Source organism: Marinobacter sp. V032 (assembly GCF_052645435.1).
In genome coordinates this window covers 178,801-200,575 of the sequence record NZ_JBQXYE010000004.1, presented here as the reverse complement: position 1 = coordinate 200,575, position 21,775 = coordinate 178,801, and the positions used below count along the sequence as shown (strand labels likewise).

Genomic DNA, 21,775 nt, shown 5'->3' with positions numbered 1-21,775 from the left:
CAGGACAATCGCAGCAGGACAGGCTATGGTTATACGATACAGCATCAAAATGCATCTGATAGCGCTACTGGCCGCTTTCGCTGCACTGGTTTCGGTGGCGGTCAGTGCCGAGACGACGCCGACGCTAACATTGAGCACCGGGCTTCAGCCCGGCACTTTGGCTTATGGCTCCACAGAGCCCGGCGCAAAGGTGTGGTTGAATGATGCGCCAGTGCGGGTGACGCCGGAGGGGCGGTTCGTGCTCGGGTTTGAGCGGGATGCAGAGCTGCATCAACAGATCCGGGTAAGGTTGCCCGGCGGCGAGGAGCTTGATCGAACAGTCGAACTTGCGCCCCGCGATTATGATATCCAGCGGGTGGAAGGCGTGCCTTCACGCACAGTAACGCCGTCACAGAAAAGTCTGGACCGGATTCGCGCTGAAGCGGCCAGAGTGAAAGAGGCCCGTACAGCTGATACCGATGAAATGGCTTTTCTCGGACCGTTCATCTGGCCGGCAAAAGGCCGGATTTCGGGCGTGTATGGCAGTCAGCGTGTTTATAACGGCGAGCCGCGTAGCCCCCATTATGGTGTTGATGTGGCCGCGCCTGAAGGGGCTCCAGTGTTGGCGCCTGCTGAGGGCAAGGTGACGCTGGCAGAGCCGGATCTGTTTTATTCCGGCGGCACCCTGATTATTGACCATGGTTATGGTGTCAGCTCTACCTTTTTGCATATGAGCAAGGTGGAGGTGAGTGTGGACCAGCAGGTTCGCCAGGGAGAGTTGATAGGCAAGGTCGGCAGTACCGGGCGTGCTACCGGGCCGCACCTTGACTGGCGGATGAACTGGTATGATGTGCGGGTTGACCCTGTGTCTGTCGCGCCGCCGCTGAAGGACGGGCATACTCCCTGAGCAGGCCTGCATGCTGCTTAATGGGATACAGAACTGAATAATCTCGAGCGAACGAACAAAGAAGCCAACGGAAAGGGACAGTACATGACTGAAAATAACGAAACAGTGTACGTAGTTGAAGATGACGAAGCTGTGCGCGATTCTCTCGAGCTGCTTCTGAAGTCGGCTGACCACGACGTCAGCACCTATCCCACGGCGAATGCATTCCTCGAGAAATACAGTGAAGAGATGGCCGGCTGTATTGTGCTGGATATTCGCATGCCGGGTATGGATGGGATGGAGCTTCAGCGTCGGCTGAATCAGAAGAACTCGATATTGCCGATCATCTTTGTGACGGGGCACGGTGATGTGCCAATGGCGGTTGATGCCATGAAACAGGGCGCGGTGGACTTCATCCAGAAGCCTTATCGCGAAGAAGACCTGCTGAAAAAAATTGAACAGGCGCTCGAGCAGGATCGCGACCAGCGCAAAACCCTGGGCCAGAAACAGGAAATTCAGCGTCGTATTGATATGCTCACGCCCCGCGAGAGCGAAATCATGGATCGCATGATTGCCGGTCAGGCAAACAAGGTGATCGCGATTGAGCTGGAGATCAGCCAACGCACGGTCGAGATCCACCGTTCGCGGGTCATGCACAAAATGGGTACGCACTCACTGGCACATCTGGTCCGCATGGTGATGTCCGTAAAGGACCGTATCGACGCGTCGTGAAGTGCGAGCCATTATGGTCCTCCATTCTGAGTCGGCACGGACTATATGACTGAACACGCCAGTGAACACGACGAAGCTACCATTCTGCTGGTCGACGATAACCCCCAGAACCTCAAAGTGCTCTACGAGACGCTGAAGGACCGGGGTTATCGTCTGTTGATCGCGAATGAAGGCGATAAGGCGCTGACACTGGCTGAGCGCCACCATCCGGAAGTTATCCTCCTCGATATCATGATGCCCGGCATGGATGGTTACGAAGTCTGTGAGCGGCTCAAGCATAATCCCGCCACTGCCGATGGCGCCGTTGTTTTTCTCTCTGCCCTTGATGATGTGGATGCCAAAGTAAAAGGCTTCTCCCTCGGGGGCGTCGACTTTATCTCCAAGCCATTCCAGGCTCAGGAGGTCATTGCCCGGGTTGCCACTCATGCCCGCGTTATCCAGCTTGAGCGTGCCCTGCAAGAGCGTAATCGGCAACTCAAGGGCGACCAGACCCGCATTCTGAATGCAATCAGCGAAGGCATATACGGCCTCAAGCCTGACGGCACCATCATCTTCGCCAATCCTGCTGCAGCCACGATGATTGGTGCACCGGTGGGTGAACTGGTAGGTAAAAACTTTTTTACCCTTCATTTCGGATCTGATGTGGCTGGTCAGGAAATTGTTCCGGCGATGCCTACCTGCCTCCGGGGGGTATCGGAGCATCGGCGCGATGTGATGCTCCGGCGTCCGGATGGCACACGTTTTCCGGTTGAATACCGTGCAACGCCCAAATTGGCTGGTGCCCCCGAAGACCCGGACGATGAGCGCGAAGTGCTGGGCGCGGTTGTTGTGTTTCGTGATATTTCGACTGAACTGGAGCAGGAAGTCGCGTTGGCCGAGGCGCACCAGTTGGTGCAGGAGCAGCGTGACCAGCTGGCGCATGCGTCCCGGCTTTCCACGATGGGTGAGATGGCTGCCGGCTTTGCCCACGAGGTGAATCAGCCGCTAACCGCCATCTCAAACTATGTGCGGGTGGCGTTGCGCATGCTGGCGGCAGAGTCGTTTGACCGCAGCGCCGTAGAGCAGACGCTACAGAAAATTGAAGCCCAGTCCCATCGCGCCAGCGAGGTTATCCGTCGTATCCGCAGTTTCGTCAAGAAGCCCGCTTCAGGCAAAGAGGCGATATCGATATACGACCTGCTCGAGGAGGCCCGGCAATTCGCTGAAGTCGATGCCAGGAACAATCAGGGCGGTATTGAATTGATTGTCGGTGACGCCATTCCCGACGTTGTAGCCGATCCAATCCAGGTGCAGCAGGTTGCACTTAACCTGATCCGCAATGCCCTGGAATCCACTCACGCGGCCGGCAGTGCGGCACCGGTTCGGGTTCGGGCAGTGCGGGATGGAGCACAAGGGGTGCGTGTTGAAGTGTCCGATCAGGGTGAAGGGCTACCCGACGATGCGGAAGAAAAGCTGTTTCACCCCTTTTTTACCACCAAAAGTGATGGAATGGGTATCGGCCTCGCCCTGTGCCGTAGCCTGATGCAGGCACAGGGCGGTGAGATCGGCTTTGAGCGTCCGGAGTCGGGCGGTGCCCGGTTCTACTTTACGTTGCCGCTGGCGCCATCTGAGGCGCGATCTGCTGAAGATGTGCCAGTAGCCTGAGCAGCCGATACAAGATGAGGGCCGGTTATTCCTTCACGATAGTGCCGGTCAGGTGAGGGGCGTCTCCCTTGCGATTGACCAGTTGAAAATCCAGTTGCTCTGTTCTGCTGGCAGATACCTCCCAATCGAGCCGGGCCTTGCCTGGCAGGAAAAGCGGCTTCTTGAAGTTTGCCGATACGGTCATCGCACCATCACCCCAGCCTTCGTTTTCCAGCAAGGCGATACAATGGGCCTTGCTCCACATTCCGTGTGCGATAGCACGCGGAAATCCGAAAAGCCGTGCCGAGAGCGCATGCATGTGGATTGGATTCAAATCCCCCGATACCTTTCCGTAATGCCGGCCCAGTGATTCGGGGGCGCTGACATCGAGCGTATGCGCCAGTCGCGCGAGCGCAGGCGGCCTGGATTTGGCGTTTGAGTTGCCACCGGATTTATCCGGTTGACGGTAAAGGTTGGTACTCAACGATTCCCATACCCGCTGACCGCCAATCGAGACCTCGGTAACGAGATCGAACTCGATGCCCCTGTCGGTACTCTCCTGATTGTCCAGTCTTACCTGAATATCCATGCATTCACCCACGGCAATGGGGCGTAACTGGGTAATCTTATTGCGCAGATGCACCAGTCCCAGTAATGGCAGCGGAAATGCTTTCTCAGTCAGAAGCTTCAGATGCAGTGGGAAAGCGAGAATATGCGGCCAGGTCACGGGTACCTTTGTGCCGGTACGGTATCCGCAAATGCTGGCGTATTGCCTCAGACGGGACGGATCGGTGGATACGCCGATCAACTCTGCGGACAGTTTTGGGATCACCGGACTTTTGTCTGCATTGAATCCGCTGGTGAGTGCCTTGCCATATAGAGTCCACAGGGCAGGGGGTGTGCTTTTATAAGAAATGACATTCTGCATGGTTCTTTGCGCCCTCCGCCGCCTAAACTGATGTTGAGTTGGATTGATTTAGCATTATTATAGTCATATTGGGCCATGTTCCGTTGGGCAGAAGACCTTCGGGAGTGAAGTGTGGGAGGCTTTCCCGCGCCGGTTGGCGTTTGGAATGACGCTACTGAAACCTCCCGGAATCTGGTACAAATGTTCCATGTCTTGCCGAGTCGGCCTGACAATGAGTATAAAAAGTGTCTCAGACTGGTGTCTGGCCGGCATTGACTTCCATGTCATTCCAGCAGGTCGGGCGGGTCAACGCATAGAGCTTTGCTCAAAACAAAAAAGCAGGATGTTATGCAGGAACTTCGTGACGCAGGTGTGATGTTGCGCTTGATCTATCAGGCAATGAAGGATCAGGGTGTTGATACAGACGAGATATTCAAGCGCCTCGGCGTCAATGAGGACTACCTCAACTCCGCCCAGCTCAGAACACCCCACAGTGCTCAACTCTATTTCTGGCAGGTTGTCGAAGATGTGACTGGCGATCCGGATATCGGCTTGCATCTGGGTCAGGCGCTGCCGACCTATAAGGGGCAGGTGCTCGAATATCTCTTCCTCAGCAGTCCCAATTTTGGCGAAGGTCTGCGGCGTGCCCTTAACTACCAGCGTTTGCTAAGCGATGCTGCCAACAATGAATTCTTCATCGATGGTGATGAAGCCTGCATTGTACTGGATGCGGCGTCGGACGAGGTGCGTCGTCTGAAGCATTTTACTGAATGCTTTGTTCAGGGCTTGATGACGTTCTTCCGTTCAATAACCGACGGCCGTTTTGAGTGTTCCCGGATCGAATTCGAACATGAGCGAAACGAACGCCAGGACCACGTGGCGGATGTGCTGGGATGCAATGTGGTTTTTGGAGCCGAAGAAAATCGCATGTATTTTCCGGCCAGATTCCTGAGCCACCCATCGCCCCATGCGGAGCCTGAGCTGTTGGCGCTTCATGAACGCCTGGCAAGCGAGCAGGTCGCCCGGCTGGAGAAGAAAGATATCGTCGGCCAGGTAGAACGGATAGTGGCCGAGTTACTGGATAGCGGTGAAGTCACACTTGACTCGGTTGCGGAGCGTTTGGATATCAAGCCTCGTACCTTGCGGACACGATTAACCGAGGCCGAAACCAGCTTCAATCAGGTGTTGGCGGATTTCCGCTATCGGCTGGCGCGTCAACTGCTGGCGACTACGGATGAGTCCATTGACGAGATCGTGTATCTGACCGGTTTTTCCGAGCCCAGCACCTTTTATCGCGCGTTCAAGCGATGGTCGGGTATGACGCCCATCGAATACCGTAAAGCGGCTAAGGGCCGTGACGTGCCTCTCGATGTGGCGATAAATTAAAAAAATTCTGATGTTAGTGATCAAAAGCGTTGACATGGTCAGGGGCGTCTTTATAATGCGCCCTCGTTGTCACATTGAACGGTGGCAACGATAGCGCGGAGCGGTAGTTCAGCTGGTTAGAATACCGGCCTGTCACGCCGGGGGTCGCGGGTTCGAGTCCCGTCCGCTCCGCCATTTTTTCCCTCCTTTTGTTTTTCTTTCCGTTTATGTAATCAAGTCGTCATCTACTGTTCATATGCTGCGTTGTATATTCTTTTAAAAGAAAATAACGGAGAAGAACAATGATTGATTACGAGGAAGAGTTGCTTGAATTCAATACGGACGATTTCGACGACGATGAAGATTTCGACGACGGCGTCGAGATGTAACCGGGTCCTTTCCCTTATCCGTTCACATTCCTGACAGCATACTGCGCTCGATAGTCTCCCGGACTCATGCCGAGCCAGCGTCTATATGCCTTGTAAAATGCCGGCGACCCTGAAAATCCCAGAATCCACGCTATTTCTGCAAAGTTGAGATTGGTCTCTTTGACGTAATCCAGGGCCAGGGCCTTTCGGGTATCGTCAAGCAGATCCTTGTATCTTGCTCCGTGAGCGGCCAGCTGGCGCTGGAGTGTCCATGGCCCCAATCCCAACTCTGCTGCCACAGTCTCCAGTGAGGGCGTTTGCCCTTGCAGTAGCGGCGTCAGTTTTTCCTTAACCTGATCAATAATATTCCAGCCCCCCCGAATGCGCTCCAATTGGGTATTGCATTGCTGTACCAGCGCGCGATGCATGGCCGGCTGAGCCTGCGCGGGTATTAGCGGCGCGATATCCCGATGGAGTTGTACGCTGTTTTCTTCTGCTCCGAATACCACCGGACATCCAAACCACTGCTCGAACACCTCGCTTTGGCCCAGGTCCGGATACTCGATCATCACTTTTCGCAGCACAGCCTGCTCACCGGTGACTCGCCGGAGAAATCGGGTCCAGCCTCCCAGTACAGAATCCACAACAAAGTAGTTGTAGCGGTTGTAAGGCCGAATTGAATAGAAACGCGCGGTCAGGCTGTCCCGGTCAAAGTGCGGATGGCCGCGACTGTTCCGACTGTTGAGCAGGGAGTAGGTCAGAATCTGTTCGAGGCCTTGGCTTGCAGTGGGTGCTGTCATGGCTGCCAGCCCCGCTAACCCGGCATCGACTGGGCGGGTTTCGGTTCCCATGGTCAGGCCCAGGTTGGGATTACCAGTAAGGCTGATAGCGGCACTGCCCAGCCGCATGAACCGTGGGATACTAATGCGTGCCTCCGGGGCATTCAGCAAAGTCTGACTGATACTGAACTGATCGAATAGCGGCTGTATCGAGTATCCTTCTCGTGCCACGGCGCGAGCCATAACATCGAGAAACAGTACGCTGATATCCCCGAGGGCGGGGTGCTTGCTGGTCGCTGACGGTGCCATAGAGAAAAGAGGTGTTGTCCAAGGATAATTAAATGTTATGTGAGGATATTGTTTGCCGCAAGCGAAGGGGCTAATTTGTCTGCAACTATAAAGGCAGTAAATGTTTGCCGACACACTGATGAGGAAGACCCTATGACCGTTGCTGAAAAGGCCGCCGGACACAGTAAGTACCCCACGTTGCTTGCGCCGCTTGATCTTGGATTTACCACCTTGCGCAATCGCACGCTGATGGGATCGATGCATACCGGCCTTGAAGAAATGGAAAATGGCTTTGAGCGCATGGCCGAGTTTTTTGCCGAGCGCGCCCGTGGTGGCGTTGGCCTTATCGTGACCGGCGGCATTGCGCCTAATCCCGAGGGCGGTGTTCGCCAGCACGCATCAAAAATGGATACCGTAGAGGAAGCCGAACAGCACAATGTGGTGACCACTGCGGTGCATGAAGCGGGCGGCAAGATCTGCATGCAGATTCTGCATGCCGGCCGCTATGCCTATCATCCCGAGCTTGTCGCGCCGTCTGCTATTCAGGCGCCGATCAACCCGTTCACGCCGAACGAACTGGATGAGGCCGGTATTGAGCGTCAGATTGAAGCCTATGCCCGCTGCGCGGAGCTGGCGCAACAGGCGGGCTATGACGGCGTTGAGGTAATGGGCTCCGAAGGCTACTTCATCAACGAATTTATCGTCGCCCACACCAATCAGCGTACCGATGGTTGGGGCGGCAGTTACGAAAATCGCATCCGTTTGCCGATAGAAATCGTGCGCCGCGTGCGCGAGCGGGTTGGCGAAAACTTCATCATTATCTACCGTCTGTCGATGCTGGATCTTGTGGAAGATGGCAGTACCTGGGAAGAGGTGGTGCAGCTGGCCAAGGCAGTCGAAGCCGCCGGCGCAACGATCATCAACACTGGCATCGGTTGGCACGAGGCGCGGGTGCCCACCATTGCGACATCGGTTCCTCGAGGTGCGTTCACCAAGGTGACCGCGCATCTGAAGGGTGAAGTCAGTATTCCGCTGGTAACTACCAACCGCATCAACATGCCGGATGTGGCTGAGAAGATTCTGGCCGAAGGCGATGCCGACATGGTCTCCATGGCCCGTCCTTTCCTGGCTGACTCTGATCTGGTACTGAAAGCCGAGCAGGATCGTGCCGATGAAATCAACACCTGCATCGGCTGCAATCAGGCTTGTCTGGACCATACCTTTGGCGGCAAATTGACGAGCTGTCTGGTTAACCCGCGTGCCTGCCATGAAACCGAACTGAACTACGTTAAAACAGCAACACCGAAGCGGATAGCCGTTGTCGGCGCGGGACCAGCCGGATTGGCCTTCTCTACGGTGGCGGCCCAGCGCGGCCATGCCGTGACATTATTTGATTCTGCCGGCGAGATTGGCGGGCAATTCAACGTCGCCAAACGCATTCCCGGCAAGGAAGAGTTTTACGAAACCCTGCGTTATTACGGTGTCATGCTCGACAAACACGGCGTTGAAGTGAACCTGAATACCCGTGTCACCGTCGAAGACCTGACCAAAGACGGATTTGACGAGATTGTTCTGGCCACAGGTGTTGCCCCTCGCACACCGGAAATCGAGGGGGTTGATCACCCGATGGTTATGGGCTACCTCGATGCGATTCTTCAGCGTCGTGAGGTTGGGCGTCGTGTTGCGGTCATCGGCGCTGGTGGTATTGGGTTCGACGTATCGGAATTCCTCGTGCAGCAGGGCGAGTCAGCATCCCTGAACACCGAGCACTTCATGAAAGAATGGGGTGTGGACCTGTCGGTGGCTCATCGCGGTGGGATCAAGGGTGTGGAGGCCGAACTGCCAACGCCGGCACGTGAAGTCTTCCTGCTCCAGCGCAAACAAACGAAAGTGGGCAAAGGCCTGGGTAAAACAACGGGCTGGATTCACCGCACGGCGCTGAAAATGAACAAGGTGCAGATGATCCCTGGTGTTACCTATCGCAAAATTGATGACGAAGGCCTGCACATCACCGTGACACCTAAAGGCGAAGAAAGTGGTCAGGACCACGTGTTGCCGGTAGATAACGTTATCATCTGCGCGGGACAGGACCCGCTGCGTGAGTTGCAGCAGGGATTGCTTGATGCAGGTCAGAACGTTCACCTGATCGGTGGTTCTGACGTGGCCGCAGAACTGGATGCGAAACGCGCTATCAATCAGGGAAGTCGTCTGGCTGCAGAGATCTAGGAACTGCAGGTCCGGTTTTCCTTGGAAGCATCCGAGCCAGCCACAAGGTATTGTGGCTGGCTTTTTTACTCTGGTTACTCCGCCCCTTCCTTTCTGCATATAGCGTGTCTTCTCGTTAGTTGTCTCGTCGAATACCATCGGTTTCAAAACGTTGCAGTTTTGTTCTCATGCCGTTGCATCGCAATGTCTACAATAGCCGTTACTACAGAACACAATAATCCGGTGCGAGTGGCGCTATTTCGTGCCGCTTGTTTTTCAGAGGGTCGGGCATGGCGACATCCGAAAAGGCTGATGACGGTTATTCAGCTGTTTTTTTTATGGAAGGGGCTCAGGTCGCCAGGCATATGCGTGGCTCGGAGTTTGGTGCCTTTCTGGATGGTTATGTCGGGTTGTCTGACCTTGCGGATACTGATGTACGGGCGGTTTACGCAGGCCTTGCGCCGGATCTGAAGATTCTGTCGCTGGTTTTCTTCCGAATCTATTTTGACGAGGAGGGGCGCGCCGATAGTTACTGGAACGTGCCGATTGAGCGGCTTTCGGAGATAGGTGCGAAAGGGCCGGATCTTGGTTCGGGGCCCATCAAGCTTGTGTGCCGCAGTCTTTGCCCGGAGCCCGAGTTTGTGAATGATCTCTGGGATCCGAATATGACTCCGGGCAGCAATACGTTTCAGGCGGTGAGACGGGCTGTAGAAGCAAATCAGCTTAAATTTCAGAAGCGTGAAGTTGAAGCAGACACCGATGATATCCCGGTATTGAATGCGTCAGTGAAGCGGCCGCAGGCCGTCGAGCCGGAGAATGCCGAGGGTGCGCAGCAACGTATGCGCCTGGCCCAGATGATTCGTGACCAGCGATTGCGAATCAAAACCTTGCAGAGCGTGCATCGGGATGCCCTGTCAGATTTGCAGCGCGAACACCGGCACGAGTTTCAAATCCAGCGCAATGAATTGTTGGACGCCCAGCAGTCGCTCGAACGTTTGCGCCTGACCAACGAACAGCTGAAGCGGCGGCTTGAAGAGCGCAACGAACAGTATCTTAGCCTGCAGCTGGAGCTTAATAGTGCCCGGGCAAGTAAAGAGGCCCAGCAGGAGGCGGTTAGCGCGGAGGTTGTGCTGCTCCGGGAACAGCTTGAACGGAAGCAGCGCGAACTTGAGTTACGCAATGACCAGATCGTGCTTTTGGAGCAGGAACGTTACGACGATGCGCAGCGGGAGCCGCTGGAAGATACGTTACTGTCGGAGTTACAGCAGCAGAATGTGTTCCTGGTGGCCTATCATCCGGGTATGGGGCATATCACGCTGCCTTTCGAAGAATTTGAGCACTATTTCGAGAATCCCGTCGGCTATATCGCCCGCAAGTGCGGCATGAACGAGCCGGCATATCGTCAGTGGCTGGCGCATCATGATGATCCGACCTGCCAGGCGGATGTAGAAGGCTCACCGTGTGGCCAGCCTTTGATCCGTGTCAGTCAGCCATCAGACTTCAGACCGGGCATTGATGACCTGTGTGAAGTGCATCAGGTTTCAGAGTAACCACGCCTCAATCAATGGCTGGCCGGTTTGTCAGGGCCAGCAATCCGGTACGACAAACCAGCGTTCGCTTTCCTGCCAGCCGCCGTCACTGTGCGGCTCCATTTCTGCAAATAATCGTGGAGGGCCACCGGCCTTCACCTTCGCTATCTGCGCTTGTGTATCGGTCTCATCGGTCTCATCGGGCTCTGAGCACTGTTGTGCCGGGCCAAGCCAATGGGGCTTGTTCAGCACAATCCAGTGTTTTGTGTCAGTTGGCTTCAGATCGTGTGCCCGACACCAGCGCCCCCTGGCATGATTTTTCGGTGCGCTGGCGGGTGATTCGATGGCGTTATCACCGGGATAAAACAGATAACCAGGCATAAAAACCCTGGGCTCCGGGGGTGATGTAATGCCGTGGCTTGCTAAAAGGGCCCGGGTTTCGGGACGTTCGGTCATCTTGCTTTGGTGATTGAGTAACCGATGTGTCTTCAGATCCAGCCGGTCCTTGGCATTCGGGCCATACCAGCGATTATCCGGGGCATAGCCGAGATAGAATTTGACGGCGATCTCGTGATGTTCCGGCAGGCCAGTGGCGGGGTTGAGAAATACGAAATCAAGCTCACCCAGTGTGCGTTGTTCGTCGCGCACCGGCTGATTGCAAAGCAGTGTGGGCCACCCCAATAAATCCGACATCAGAAAACCGTAGAGGCGTTCGAAGTAGATGCCAAGCCGAAGGTGGCCGTCCAACGCCAGCGCCGTCAGCAGCGGTTGCGGATTTCGGTCAAGTTCGATCAGTGTGTTTCGCAGGTTATCCGGCAGGTATTGCTGCAACGGCACCTGTTTTTGCGAAGCGGTCAGCGACGGGGCTTCACACAGCCAGGCGAGATGTCTGACGGAGGGTGTTAGCCAGCGGGTGTCGGTCAGAAATGATGAGCTAATGACGGATTTCCTTTCTGATAGAGCGGTGAACGAGGCTCCGAAGGATAAATCAGGGCAGGTTCTTTTTCAGAATTTGCCTGTTATTCGTTACTATGGCCGTAGACTAGGCATCACTATAACCCGATTATCGGGAACGTATCACCGGGCTGGCACGGGACGTCGAATGGAGCAATTCAGGAATATTGGCATCATCGGTCGGATGAACAGCGTCAAGGTTGTCGAGACGTTGCGTCATCTCCGCACCTATCTGATCAATGAAAACTACCAGGTTATTCTTGAGTCAGACACCGCCACCATGTTGCCGGGGCACGGGCTTCAGGTTTCCAGTAAAAAATTGCTGGGAGAAATCTGCGATCTTGTCATTGTTGTGGGAGGAGACGGCAGTCTGCTGGGCGCTGCGCGCGAACTGGCAAAATCGAAGATTCCCATATTGGGCGTTAACCGCGGGCGATTGGGCTTTCTCACCGATATCTCCCCGGATGATCTTGAAGACAGAGTCGGGCGCGTGCTTCAGGGTGAGTACATAGAGGAACACCGCTTCCTGCTTGATGCTCACGTTACCCGGGACGATAACCCGCTTGGGTTTGGTACCGCATTGAATGATGTGGTGCTTCATCCCGGCAAGTCCACACGGATGATCGGATTTGATCTATATATCGACGGGCACTTTGTGTATAGCCAGCGGTCTGACGGTTTAATCGTATCGACACCTACTGGCTCCACTGCGTATTCATTGTCTGCGGGTGGGCCCATTATGCATCCGAAACTGGATGCAGTGGTGCTGGTGCCGATGTTCCCCCATACCCTCAGTAGCCGGCCGATCGTGGTCGACGGTAAAAGCGAGATTAAACTGGTGATCGGCGAGAGCAACGAGACCTATCCCCAGGTCAGTTGTGATGGCCAGATGGATATTGCCTGCGCGCCTGGCGATGTCATTCGTATCACCAAAAAGCCTTTCAAGATCCGCCTTATACATCCAACGGATCATAATTTTTACGCAACCTGCCGTGAAAAGCTCGGGTGGGCCAGCAACATCGCAGCGAGTTGATTATGCCGGTTAAGCGTTCAGGCAGTCGGGGATACGACATCATTGGTGATGTTCACGGATGCGCCAATACCCTTAAAGCGTTGCTGGAACATATGGGGTACCGGAAGATTAACGGTATCTATCAGCACAAGCGCCGTCAGGTCATTTTCATCGGTGACATTATTGACCGTGGCCCCAGGATACGTGAGGCACTTCATCTGGTGCGGGATATGGTGGAGCACGGGTCTGCCCAGATCACCATGGGGAATCACGAATACAACGCGCTGGGGTATTGCACTCGTGCCCGTGCAGGCAGCGGTCGTAAGTTTCTGCGCGAGCATAACGCGCGCCATGACCGGCTGATTGGCGAGACGCTGAGCCAGTTCGATCAGTATCCGCGCGAGTGGAACGAGTTTCTGGAATGGTTCTACACGCTTCCGCTATTTCTGGAAGTTGAGCATTTCCGTGTCGTGCATGCCTGCTGGGATAATCGCCTGATCGAAAAATTCCGGGCCAGTCAGGGTGGAAACCGGATCGACGAGGACTTCCTGCATGCCTCATCAGCGCTGGACTCTTTCGCCGGGCAGGTCATGGATCGGCTGTTGCGAGGAACGGATCTCCGGCTTCCCGATGGCCTGGCGATCACCGGCAAGGACGGATTGACCCGACAGTTCTTCCGGACCAAATTCTGGGCGGAGAATCCCAAAACCTATGCCGACGTGGTCTTTCAGCCGGATCCGTTACCGGATGATATCGCTAACAGGCCGTTGAGTGAGGCCGAGCACAAAAAAATCCTGTCTTATCCGGAATCCGAACCGCCGGTTTTTGTGGGCCACTATTGGCGTGAAGGTGCACCGGCGCCGCTTAAATCCAATGTCGCCTGTATCGATTACAGTGCGGTCAAATACGGCCGCCTGGTGGCGTACCGCATGGACGATGAGCGCGTATTGTCGGCAGACAAGTTTGTGTCCATTAACGTGCCGCGTCCGGAATTGATCGACGACGGGCAAAAAGAAGACAGCCTCACGAGGTAACCGCTTGTATCGAGTAAAGCAGCTTCCGGCCGACACCGATCTCGGCACCTTCAGTCAATGGCTGAAGCACCAGGGCGTTAGCCACCGGATATCTGAAGAGGGCGACAGTCAGGTCTTGTGGCTTGAGGATCCTGCCCATAGTGAGCCGGTACTCGCCGCGCTGGAGCAGTATCTTAACCGTCCGGAACTACGTGACGCTGTGTCGGAATCTGTTCATTCACCGGTATTTGTAAATGGGCGCTGGCAACCGTCACCGCGTCATGCGCCGATGGTGCTGGCTCTGATCGCAGTTGCGGTTCTGGTGTCATGGTTTACAGGGCTGGGCCGGGAAACACTCTCAGCGACGCTGATGTATGTGGATCCGAGAGATTTTGACTGGCAGACCTTCCCGCAGCGGGTTGACGCCTTGTCCCATACATTGGCGCAGGGGCAGTTCTGGCGCTGGCTGACACCGGATTTTTTGCACTTCAGTTGGTCGCATGTGCTGTTTAACAGCGTCATGCTGTGGTTTCTGGGTAGCCAGGTTGAATGGTTCGATGGTCGGATGCGCCTTGGTATTCTCGTGGTGGGGATCAGTCTGGTATCGAACACCCTGCAGTATCTTGTTTCGGGGCCGCTATTCGGCGGTCTTTCAGGCGTGGTTTACGGCATCCTGGCTTACTGCTGGCTGAGTCAGCAGCGCAAGGCCCGCTTTCAGTTTCCTCCGGCCCTGGTGATTTTTTCTCTGGTATGGATGGTGATTGGCTTTACGCCATTGCCTGAGTGGCTTGGGATAGGCTCAATGGCAAACGAAGCCCATCTCGGAGGTTTTATTGCCGGGTTGGCGCTCGCGATTCTTCCGCCCCCAGCGAAAAACAAGCCTGCCTGACAGGTGCGTGGACCAGAATTCCGGTTTCGGGTTGACTTCATCACTGCAAATGGCAAAAAAAAGCCCCGCAAATGCGGGGCATAAATGAGCCGTAAAGCTCCTGATGAGAGAGACCAAATGAAACGACCGTGTCATCTGGTACGCTTTAATGATAATCATTATCATTATTGTTTGTCAAAGGGTTGGGCAATAATAATTCAATTTGCGCTGTTTCCCTGTGGTTTCCATAAACCTGAACAGGATGAAATGCGGCGTTAAGAGTTCCCGCTATGTGGGCTGTGATAAGCTGAGTACCTATTCAATGAGGGTAGTGTGATGACCTATGAAGAGCTGATTGAGCGGCTCGATCCGACCGTTTACAGGAGTCTCCGAAGGGCTGTGGAATTGGGTAAGTGGCCTGATGGGCGAGTCGTGTCCGAGGAGCAGCGCTCAATATGCATGGAGGCCGTAATATACTACGAGACCAACCATGGGATTCCCGAGCATGAGCGCGTAGGTTTCATTGATCGTGAGCGTAAAAAGCCCCGTTCAGACGATGGCGCGGCACCTATTCGTATTCTCAACTGACCGGAGTCGGCATGTCATCTGCTGTGATTGATGTTCAGGGCCCGCTCAGGAAAATGCCTGCCACGCCGGGCCCTTCAGTGGCTTACCAGCTGAAGCTGGGAGACACCCGGGTGCCGCTAAATGATTTGATTGGTCGGGAAATTCAGCTCGATTTCGATGGGGAAATCCGGTGCATCAACTGTGATCGCCGGACCAATAAGAGTTTCAGTCAGGGCTACTGCTATCCCTGCTTCAAAAAGCTGGCGGCATGCGATACTTGCATCATGAGTCCCGAGCGCTGTCATTACCACCTGGGGACCTGTCGGGAACCGGAGTGGGGTGAAACGTACTGCATGACGACTCATGTGGTATATCTCGCCAACTCGTCGGGCCTTAAAGTTGGCATAACCCGCCAGAACCAGGTGCCAACACGCTGGATAGATCAGGGCGCGGTTTCGGCCTTGCCGATGTTTGAGGTGGCCACGCGTCAAATAGCTGGCCTGGTTGAAGTGGCGTGCAAGGCACATGTCGCTGACAAGACAAACTGGCGGGCCATGCTTAAGGGCGACGTAAAGCCAGTTGATCTGGTAGCAGCACGGGATGAATTGCGGCGCCTGATCGCCGACGAGCTGCAGGCTTTGCGCAAAGAGCATGGTGCAGATGCCATCCGGGAAGTTGATGACAGTGGCCTTGATCTGGCCTATCCGGTGGATACCTGGCCGGTAAAGATCGCGACCCATAACCTCGACAAGACGCCACAGGTTTTCGGTCGGCTCGAAGGTATCAAGGGTCAGTACCTGATACTCGATACCGGTGTGATCAACATCCGCAAGTTTACGGCGTACAACGTGCGCCTGCAGGTGTTTGACGAAACACCCGCGACACAGGATTTGTTTTCAGCCTGACCTGGTGAGATGGCGTCGATCAAAGAATCCGTCATTCACCGGGCCATCAGTCCAGTATTTTTGTGGGAGAGAGTCATGCGAACCAGTCAGCCCCAGACCATTTATCTCAAGGATTATCGCCAGCCGCCGTTTCTAGTGGAGCGTGTAGATCTGCGTTTCGAGTTGTTCGAAGACGGTGCCCGAGTGCACAGCACGCTGGCGCTACGACGTAACCCGGATGGTGGGCAGGGTGCGCCGCTTGAGCTTGACGGTGACAGCCTGGTACTTGAAAAGCTGGAGCTGGACGGCGAGCCGCTGGCCGAGTCGGCTTATCAGGTGACGCTGTCGAGCCTGCGTATCGATCAGGTGCCAGATGAGTTCTCGCTTTATGTCGTCACCTGGATTCTGCCGCAGGACAATACGCGTCTCGAGGGACTGTACAAATCTTCCGGCATGTTCTGCACCCAGTGCGAAGCTGAAGGCTTCCGCTGTATTACCTATTTCCCTGACAGACCCGATGTCATGGCTCGGTTCAGCACTCGGGTAGAGGCCGACAAAGCGCGCTACCCCGTACTGCTCTCGAATGGGAATGATGTCGATCGCGGCGAGCTGGCAGATGGCCGACACTATGTGACCTGGGAGGATCCCTTCCCGAAACCCTGCTACCTCTTTGCACTTGTTGCCGGTGACCTGACTGAAAAGCGCGACACCTTCACCACTATGTCGGGCCGCAGCATTGATCTGCGGATGTATGTTGAACATCGCAACGCGGAAAAGTGCGATTACGCGCTGGACTCGCTCAAGCGGTCGATGCGCTGGGACGAGGAAGTCTATGGTCGTGAGTACGATCTCGATATCTTCATGATTGTCGCGGTAGACGATTTCAACATGGGCGCGATGGAGAACAAGGGGCTGAACATCTTCAACTCCTCATGCGTTCTCACCAGTGCAGATACGGCGACAGACGCCGCGTTCCAGCGTGTCGAGGCCATCGTCGCGCACGAGTATTTTCACAACTGGTCCGGTAACCGGGTTACGTGTCGTGACTGGTTTCAGCTGAGCCTGAAAGAAGGCTTCACGGTTTTCCGGGACTCACAATTCTCTGCTGATATGGGTTCACCTACCGCTCAGCGGATCGACAATGTGGCATTGCTCAGAACAGCCCAGTTCGCAGAAGACTCGGGGCCTATGGCGCATCCCGTTCGGCCGGACTCGTACATGGAGATCTCCAACTTTTACACCCTGACTATTTACGAAAAGGGTGCTGAAGTTGTGCGAATGCTGCACACCCTGATGGGAGCAGAAGGCTTCCGCGCAGGCAGCGATCTGTATTTCGAGCGTCATGATGGCCAGGCGGTCACCACTGACGAGTTTGTGAAGGCAATGGAAGATGCCAATGGGCGGGACCTCACACTCTTCCGTCGTTGGTATCAGCAGGCGGGCACCCCCGTGGTTGAGGTATCCGATAGCTTTGATGAGACAGCGGGTACCTATCAGCTGACGTTCCGGCAAAGCATACCGGCGACGCCGGGGCAGCCGGAAAAACTGCCTCAACACATCCCGTTTGCTATCGGTCTTATCGGTGAAAACGGTCAGTCGCTGCCGCTGCAACTCGTCGGCGATAGCGGCGATGCGCCTGAAGAGCGGGTGCTGGAGCTGACGGAACAGGAGCAAACCTTTACGTTTGAGGGGCTGAATGCACGCCCTGTACCGTCCCTGTTGCGGGGGTTCTCGGCGCCGGTCAAGGTGAAGTATCCGTGGACCCGTGATCAACTTCTTTTCCTGATGACCTACGACAGTGACGGTTTTAATCGCTGGGATGCAGGGCAGCGATTGACTGTCGATATCATCCAGTCACTGATGGATAGTCCACAGGAAACGGTAGTTGATCCGCGTTTGGTCACTGCATTCCGGCACCTGTTGTCGGATTCGCGTCTGGATCAGGCGCTGGTCACCAAAATGCTGCAGCTGCCAACGGAGGCCTACCTGATTGAATTGGCTGACGAGGCTGATGTGCAGTCGATTCACAAGGCCCGCACTCGCGTGCTTAATCAACTCGCGCTGCAGCTCAGGGATGAGTTGATCGCCTGTTATCGCCGTAATACTGACGACGGAGCCTATGCGCCGACACCGGACGCCATTGCCCGTCGCTCGCTCAAGAACACGGCGTTGAGCTGGCTACTGCACATCAACGATGAAGAGGGGCGCTCACTGGCGCTGCGCCAGTTCAGCAAGGCGACCAACATGACCGATCAGGCCGGCGCCCTGCGGGCATTGGTTAATTCCGATTTCGAAGAAGATCGGGCGTCATCGCTGAATGCCTTCTATGCGCAGTTCAGCGATGATCCGCAGGTCGTTGAACAGTGGTTCTCAATTCAGGCTGCCAGCCCCCGAGCGGGCACGCTGGACGCGGTGAGTGCCTTGCTCGAGCACAAGGCTTTTGACTGGAAGAATCCTAACAAGATCCGCTCTGTCATCGGGGCGTTCGCGGGTCAGAACCTGGTGAATTTCCACGCCGCTGATGGCTCAGGGTACCGCTTTCTGGCTCAGCACATTCTCGCGCTCGACAGCACGAACCCTCAGATCGCCGCGCGTCTGGTGTCACCGCTGACCCGCTGGAGACGCTATAGCGCCTCCCACCGGGAAGGCATGAAGGCAGCGCTTGAGCAAATCCAGGCCAAGCCCGATCTTTCCAAAGACGTATACGAAGTTGTAAGCAAGTCGCTCGCCGGCTAAACCTGCCTTAAGTCGTTATTTCGACTGCTGATTCCGACCGGTACCGTTTAAGCGATGCCGGTCGGATCCCCTCCGGTTACTGTGTCCTGTTACACATCGCTTCAAAATCGCACTTTAGGTTGATGGATTTTGGCCTTGTATAGGCTAACCTGCGAGCCTTAGTGGAAAAATCTTCGCATTGCATCCGAAAGCATTATCACGGACGCGCATCTGGCGGAATAATCAGGATAACGGGTTGATTTAAAAGCGGTGTTGCAGTTAAACATCGTAGTAAGCCTTCGAAAATACAAAAACAAAAGCCGTTACGGCTTTGAGAATCATGAAAGGTCCGAAAAATGATCCATAATAAAAAATGGCTTGTAGGTGGTGTGGCGGCGCTTTCTTTATTGTCGGCACAAGTCAGTGCCGCAGTCTCCGCAGGTGAAGCCGCGCGACTGGGAAACGATCTGACGCCTTTTGGCTCGGTCAAGGAAGGTAATGCGTCTGGTACGATCCCCGCATGGACCGGCGGTATCACCAAACCACCGGCAGGTTATGGCGGCAGTGGCGACTTCCACCCGAACCCCTACCCGGATGACAAGGTGCTGTTTACCATCGATGCCAAGAACGTCGATCTCTACGGCGACCACCTCACGGATGGCGTTAAATCGCTGATCTCGACTTACCCGACTACTTTCCGGGTGCCGGTCTACCAGACCCGGCGCTCCCACTCGGTACCTGATCGCGTTGCAAAGAACACAAAAGAGAATGCAACCAGTGCCACCGTCGTTGGCGAAGGTGCAGGTATCGCCGGTGCTTTCGGTGGTTATCCGTTCCCGATCCTGAGTGGCGATGACAAACAAAAAGCCTATCAGGTGATCTGGAACCATCTGGTGCGCTGGCGGGGTGTCAGCATCACGCGGCGCTCAAGTGAAGTGGCTGTGCAGCAAAATGGCGACTACACACTGGTGACGTCCCAGCAGGAAGCTTTCTTTAACTACTACAACCCGGAAGGTGATGAGTCGTCGCTGGACAACATTATCTTCTACTATCTGTCGTTCACGCTTTCACCGCCCCGGCTCGCGGGTGGAGCGATTCTGGTTCACGAAACCCTGAACCAGATCAAGAATCCGCGTTACGGCTGGGGATATAACGCCGGTCAGCGTCGTGTCCGCCGGGCCCCGAACCTGGGCTACGATTCGCCGATTGCGGCAGCAGACAATCTGCGTACAGCAGACGATACCGATATCTTTAACGGTGCGCTTGACCGCTACAACTGGACCTATGAGGGAATGCGAGAAATCTATATCCCTTATAACAACTACGCGATTGCCCAGAAAGGCCTGCCGTACTCCGAAATTCTGGGCGTTTCGCACGTTAATCCGGACCTGATGCGTTGGGAATTGCATCGCGTTCACGTTGTAGAGGCTACGCTGAAAGACGGGGCTCGCCATATCTATGCAAAACGTCGTTTCTATGTCGACGAAGACAGCTGGAATACCGTTCTGCTAGATCAATATGATGGCCGTGGTGAGCTCTGGCGTGTGTCTATGGGGGTTCTGAAGAACTTCTATGAATTGCCGGGTGTGTGGACAACGCTTGAGGTTTTCCACGACCTTCAGGCCCGCCGCTATCACGTGCAAGGGCTGGATACGGAAGAACCGACCACGCGCGTCTTTACCGACGATGTACCGAACAAGCGATACTTCTCACCTGCCTCGCTTCGTCGCCGGAGTGTTCGCTGAGTCAGGGCGGTACGGCTCTGAGATTATTGAATAACAACGCTGTCTCGCGAACGAGTGCGAGACAGCGGTTAAATATTGAACCGGCCCTGAGCCGGTTTCAGTACAGAATGGATGCAGACGCGCTGTAACACAGGCGCTCATATATTGAAGGTTCCTCGAGGCCTTCGCTGGAAATCGAACAACTCAAAATAAAGGCAATCTGAATGGCTACACCTTTGACGCGCAGAACGCTAGCCGTGCTCCTTGGACTGTCTCTTGCCGCATCAAGCCCATTGGCGCTTGCGGTCAGTGACGTATTGGAAACGCCGGCCAGGAAAACTGCCCTGGCTGATGACAATTTGCTGACAGACAGCGCAATGGCGGGTGAACGCATCGTTGCTGTTGGCGAGCGCGGACATATCATCTATTCCGATGATCAGGGGAATAGCTGGAAGCAGGGCAGTGTACCGGTTTCAACGACCCTGACCGGCGTTTACTTCCCGACTGCAAAGCACGGTTGGGCCGTGGGCCATGGCGCCGTCATTCTGCACACTTCTGATGGTGGCAAGACCTGGGAGAAGCAGCTGGATGGCACGAGTGCTGCCGATCTGGTCATTGCGACGCTGGAGAAGCAGGTCGAGAAGCTGGAGCAGGAAGTAGCAGACGCTCCGGACGACAAGAAAGCGGATCTCGAGTGGGCACTCGACGGTATGGGGTTTGCCTTGGAAGACGCTCAGGCTGATAAGGAAGTGGGTCCCTGGAAACCACTGCTTGATGTCTGGTTCGCTGATGAAAACACGGGTTTCGCCGTGGGTGCATACGGATTCATGTTCCGCACTGACGACGGCGGCAAGACCTGGGTCGACTGGTCCTCGCATGTGCCAAACCCGGACCGGTTTCACCTCAATGGTATTACTCGTATCACTGGCGGCGCACTGGTTGCCGTAGGTGAGGCGGGTACGGTTTTTCTCTCGACGGATAGCGGTGATAGCTGGGAAAAGGTTGAAAGCCCTTATACCGGCTCATTTTTCGGGGTGCTGGGAACAGGCGATGTAAACGAACTTATCGCGTTCGGTTTGCGTGGGCACGTCTTTATGTCGACGGATCTGGGGAAAACCTGGACAACCGTGCCGAACGATTCGGGCAACACGCTGAATGGCGGTGCGGCGACGCGCGATGGCCGGATAACGTTGGTTGGCAATGGGGGCGTTGTTCTGGTCAGCGGCAATGGTGGCGAGAGTTTTCGCACCTTTTTCCGTGACGACAGGCAAGGCGTGATGTCAATTCAGCCTGTCTCGGACTCTGCGCTTGTGTTGTTCGGTGAAAGTGGTGTTTATCACTCCGATATCAACGGCAAGAGCCAATAACAAACAGCCG

17 protein-coding genes and 1 tRNA gene are annotated in these 21,775 nt (G+C 55.2%); 15 read left to right on the top strand and 3 right to left on the bottom strand.

Translation table 11 applies throughout. The features are described from left to right. Positions 1-25: 25 nt before the first annotated feature. The 3 genes from ACUN9X_RS16760 (at position 26) to ACUN9X_RS16750 (ending at position 3,241) form a co-directional block, all read left to right on the top strand. Positions 26-886, top strand: coding sequence for a M23 family metallopeptidase (locus ACUN9X_RS16760; RefSeq protein WP_445473809.1), 861 nt, complete (start codon positions 26-28; stop codon positions 884-886). An 84-nt stretch (positions 887-970) separates the two neighbouring features. After that, positions 971-1,597, top strand: a complete 627-nt coding sequence (gene fixJ, locus ACUN9X_RS16755) for a response regulator FixJ (RefSeq protein ID WP_260034715.1) — start codon at positions 971-973, stop codon at positions 1,595-1,597. 45 nt (positions 1,598-1,642) lie between these two features. Beyond that, on the top strand, positions 1,643-3,241 hold the full coding sequence (locus tag ACUN9X_RS16750; protein ID WP_445473808.1) for an ATP-binding response regulator: 1,599 nt from the start codon (positions 1,643-1,645) through the stop codon (positions 3,239-3,241). Positions 3,242-3,266: 25 nt separating this feature from the next. Here the strand turns inward: ACUN9X_RS16750 and ACUN9X_RS16745 are convergent, their stop codons facing one another. Further along, a complete protein-coding gene (locus ACUN9X_RS16745) occupies positions 3,267-4,148 on the bottom strand; it encodes a MaoC/PaaZ C-terminal domain-containing protein (RefSeq protein WP_445473807.1) in 882 nt (293 codons plus the stop codon). 327 nt (positions 4,149-4,475) lie between these two features. Here ACUN9X_RS16745 and ACUN9X_RS16740 point away from each other — a divergent pair, with 327 nt between their 5' ends. Together ACUN9X_RS16740 and ACUN9X_RS16735 are read left to right on the top strand one after the other, a co-directional pair. Then, on the top strand, positions 4,476-5,513 hold the full coding sequence (locus ACUN9X_RS16740) for an AraC family transcriptional regulator (protein WP_260034720.1): 1,038 nt from the start codon (positions 4,476-4,478) through the stop codon (positions 5,511-5,513). Positions 5,514-5,610: 97 nt separating this feature from the next. Further along, positions 5,611-5,687: transfer RNA gene (locus tag ACUN9X_RS16735), tRNA-Asp, on the top strand. Between the two features lie 208 nt (positions 5,688-5,895). On the opposite strand, the gene ACUN9X_RS16730 is transcribed toward ACUN9X_RS16735, so the two are convergent. Beyond that, positions 5,896-6,948: an AraC family transcriptional regulator gene (locus ACUN9X_RS16730; protein WP_445473806.1), complete on the bottom strand. Its 1,053-nt coding sequence runs from the start codon at positions 6,946-6,948 to the stop codon at positions 5,896-5,898. A gap of 132 nt (positions 6,949-7,080) precedes the next feature. Between ACUN9X_RS16730 and ACUN9X_RS16725 the strand changes: the two genes are divergently transcribed. Then, entirely contained in the window at positions 7,081-9,153 is a 2,073-nt protein-coding gene (locus ACUN9X_RS16725; protein WP_445473805.1) for an oxidoreductase, read from the top strand. 269 nt (positions 9,154-9,422) lie between these two features. After that, the gene (locus ACUN9X_RS16720) at positions 9,423-10,682 is read left to right on the top strand and encodes a DNA repair protein (RefSeq protein WP_445473804.1); all 1,260 of its coding nucleotides are present in this window, start codon (positions 9,423-9,425) and stop codon (positions 10,680-10,682) included. A 30-nt stretch (positions 10,683-10,712) separates the two neighbouring features. Here the strand turns inward: ACUN9X_RS16720 and ACUN9X_RS16715 are convergent, their stop codons facing one another. Next, positions 10,713-11,585 (bottom strand): DUF1853 family protein, encoded by an 873-nt coding sequence (locus ACUN9X_RS16715; protein ID WP_445473858.1) that lies wholly within the window; start codon positions 11,583-11,585, stop codon positions 10,713-10,715. Positions 11,586-11,763: 178 nt separating this feature from the next. Between ACUN9X_RS16715 and ACUN9X_RS16710 the strand changes: the two genes are divergently transcribed. The 8 genes from ACUN9X_RS16710 (at position 11,764) to ACUN9X_RS16675 (ending at position 21,765) form a co-directional block, all read left to right on the top strand. After that, complete coding sequence (locus tag ACUN9X_RS16710) at positions 11,764-12,648, top strand: NAD(+) kinase (RefSeq protein ID WP_260034731.1); 885 nt, start codon at positions 11,764-11,766, stop codon at positions 12,646-12,648. Positions 12,649-12,650: 2 nt separating this feature from the next. Next, a complete protein-coding gene (locus ACUN9X_RS16705; RefSeq protein WP_260034733.1) occupies positions 12,651-13,661 on the top strand; it encodes a metallophosphoesterase in 1,011 nt (336 codons plus the stop codon). 4 nt (positions 13,662-13,665) lie between these two features. Further along, positions 13,666-14,529, top strand: a complete 864-nt coding sequence (locus tag ACUN9X_RS16700) for a rhomboid family intramembrane serine protease (RefSeq protein WP_445473803.1) — start codon at positions 13,666-13,668, stop codon at positions 14,527-14,529. A 315-nt stretch (positions 14,530-14,844) separates the two neighbouring features. Continuing rightward, positions 14,845-15,096: a YeaC family protein gene (locus tag ACUN9X_RS16695; RefSeq protein WP_445473857.1), complete on the top strand. Its 252-nt coding sequence runs from the start codon at positions 14,845-14,847 to the stop codon at positions 15,094-15,096. 11 nt (positions 15,097-15,107) lie between these two features. Continuing rightward, positions 15,108-15,980: a DUF2797 domain-containing protein gene (locus ACUN9X_RS16690; RefSeq protein ID WP_445473802.1), complete on the top strand. Its 873-nt coding sequence runs from the start codon at positions 15,108-15,110 to the stop codon at positions 15,978-15,980. A 75-nt stretch (positions 15,981-16,055) separates the two neighbouring features. Further along, positions 16,056-18,695 (top strand): aminopeptidase N, encoded by a 2,640-nt coding sequence (gene pepN, locus ACUN9X_RS16685; protein WP_445473801.1) that lies wholly within the window; start codon positions 16,056-16,058, stop codon positions 18,693-18,695. Positions 18,696-19,030: 335 nt separating this feature from the next. Then, complete coding sequence (locus ACUN9X_RS16680) at positions 19,031-20,419, top strand: DUF1329 domain-containing protein (RefSeq protein WP_445473800.1); 1,389 nt, start codon at positions 19,031-19,033, stop codon at positions 20,417-20,419. 203 nt (positions 20,420-20,622) lie between these two features. Continuing rightward, entirely contained in the window at positions 20,623-21,765 is a 1,143-nt protein-coding gene (locus ACUN9X_RS16675; RefSeq protein WP_445473799.1) for a WD40/YVTN/BNR-like repeat-containing protein, read from the top strand. Positions 21,766-21,775 lie beyond the last annotated feature (10 nt).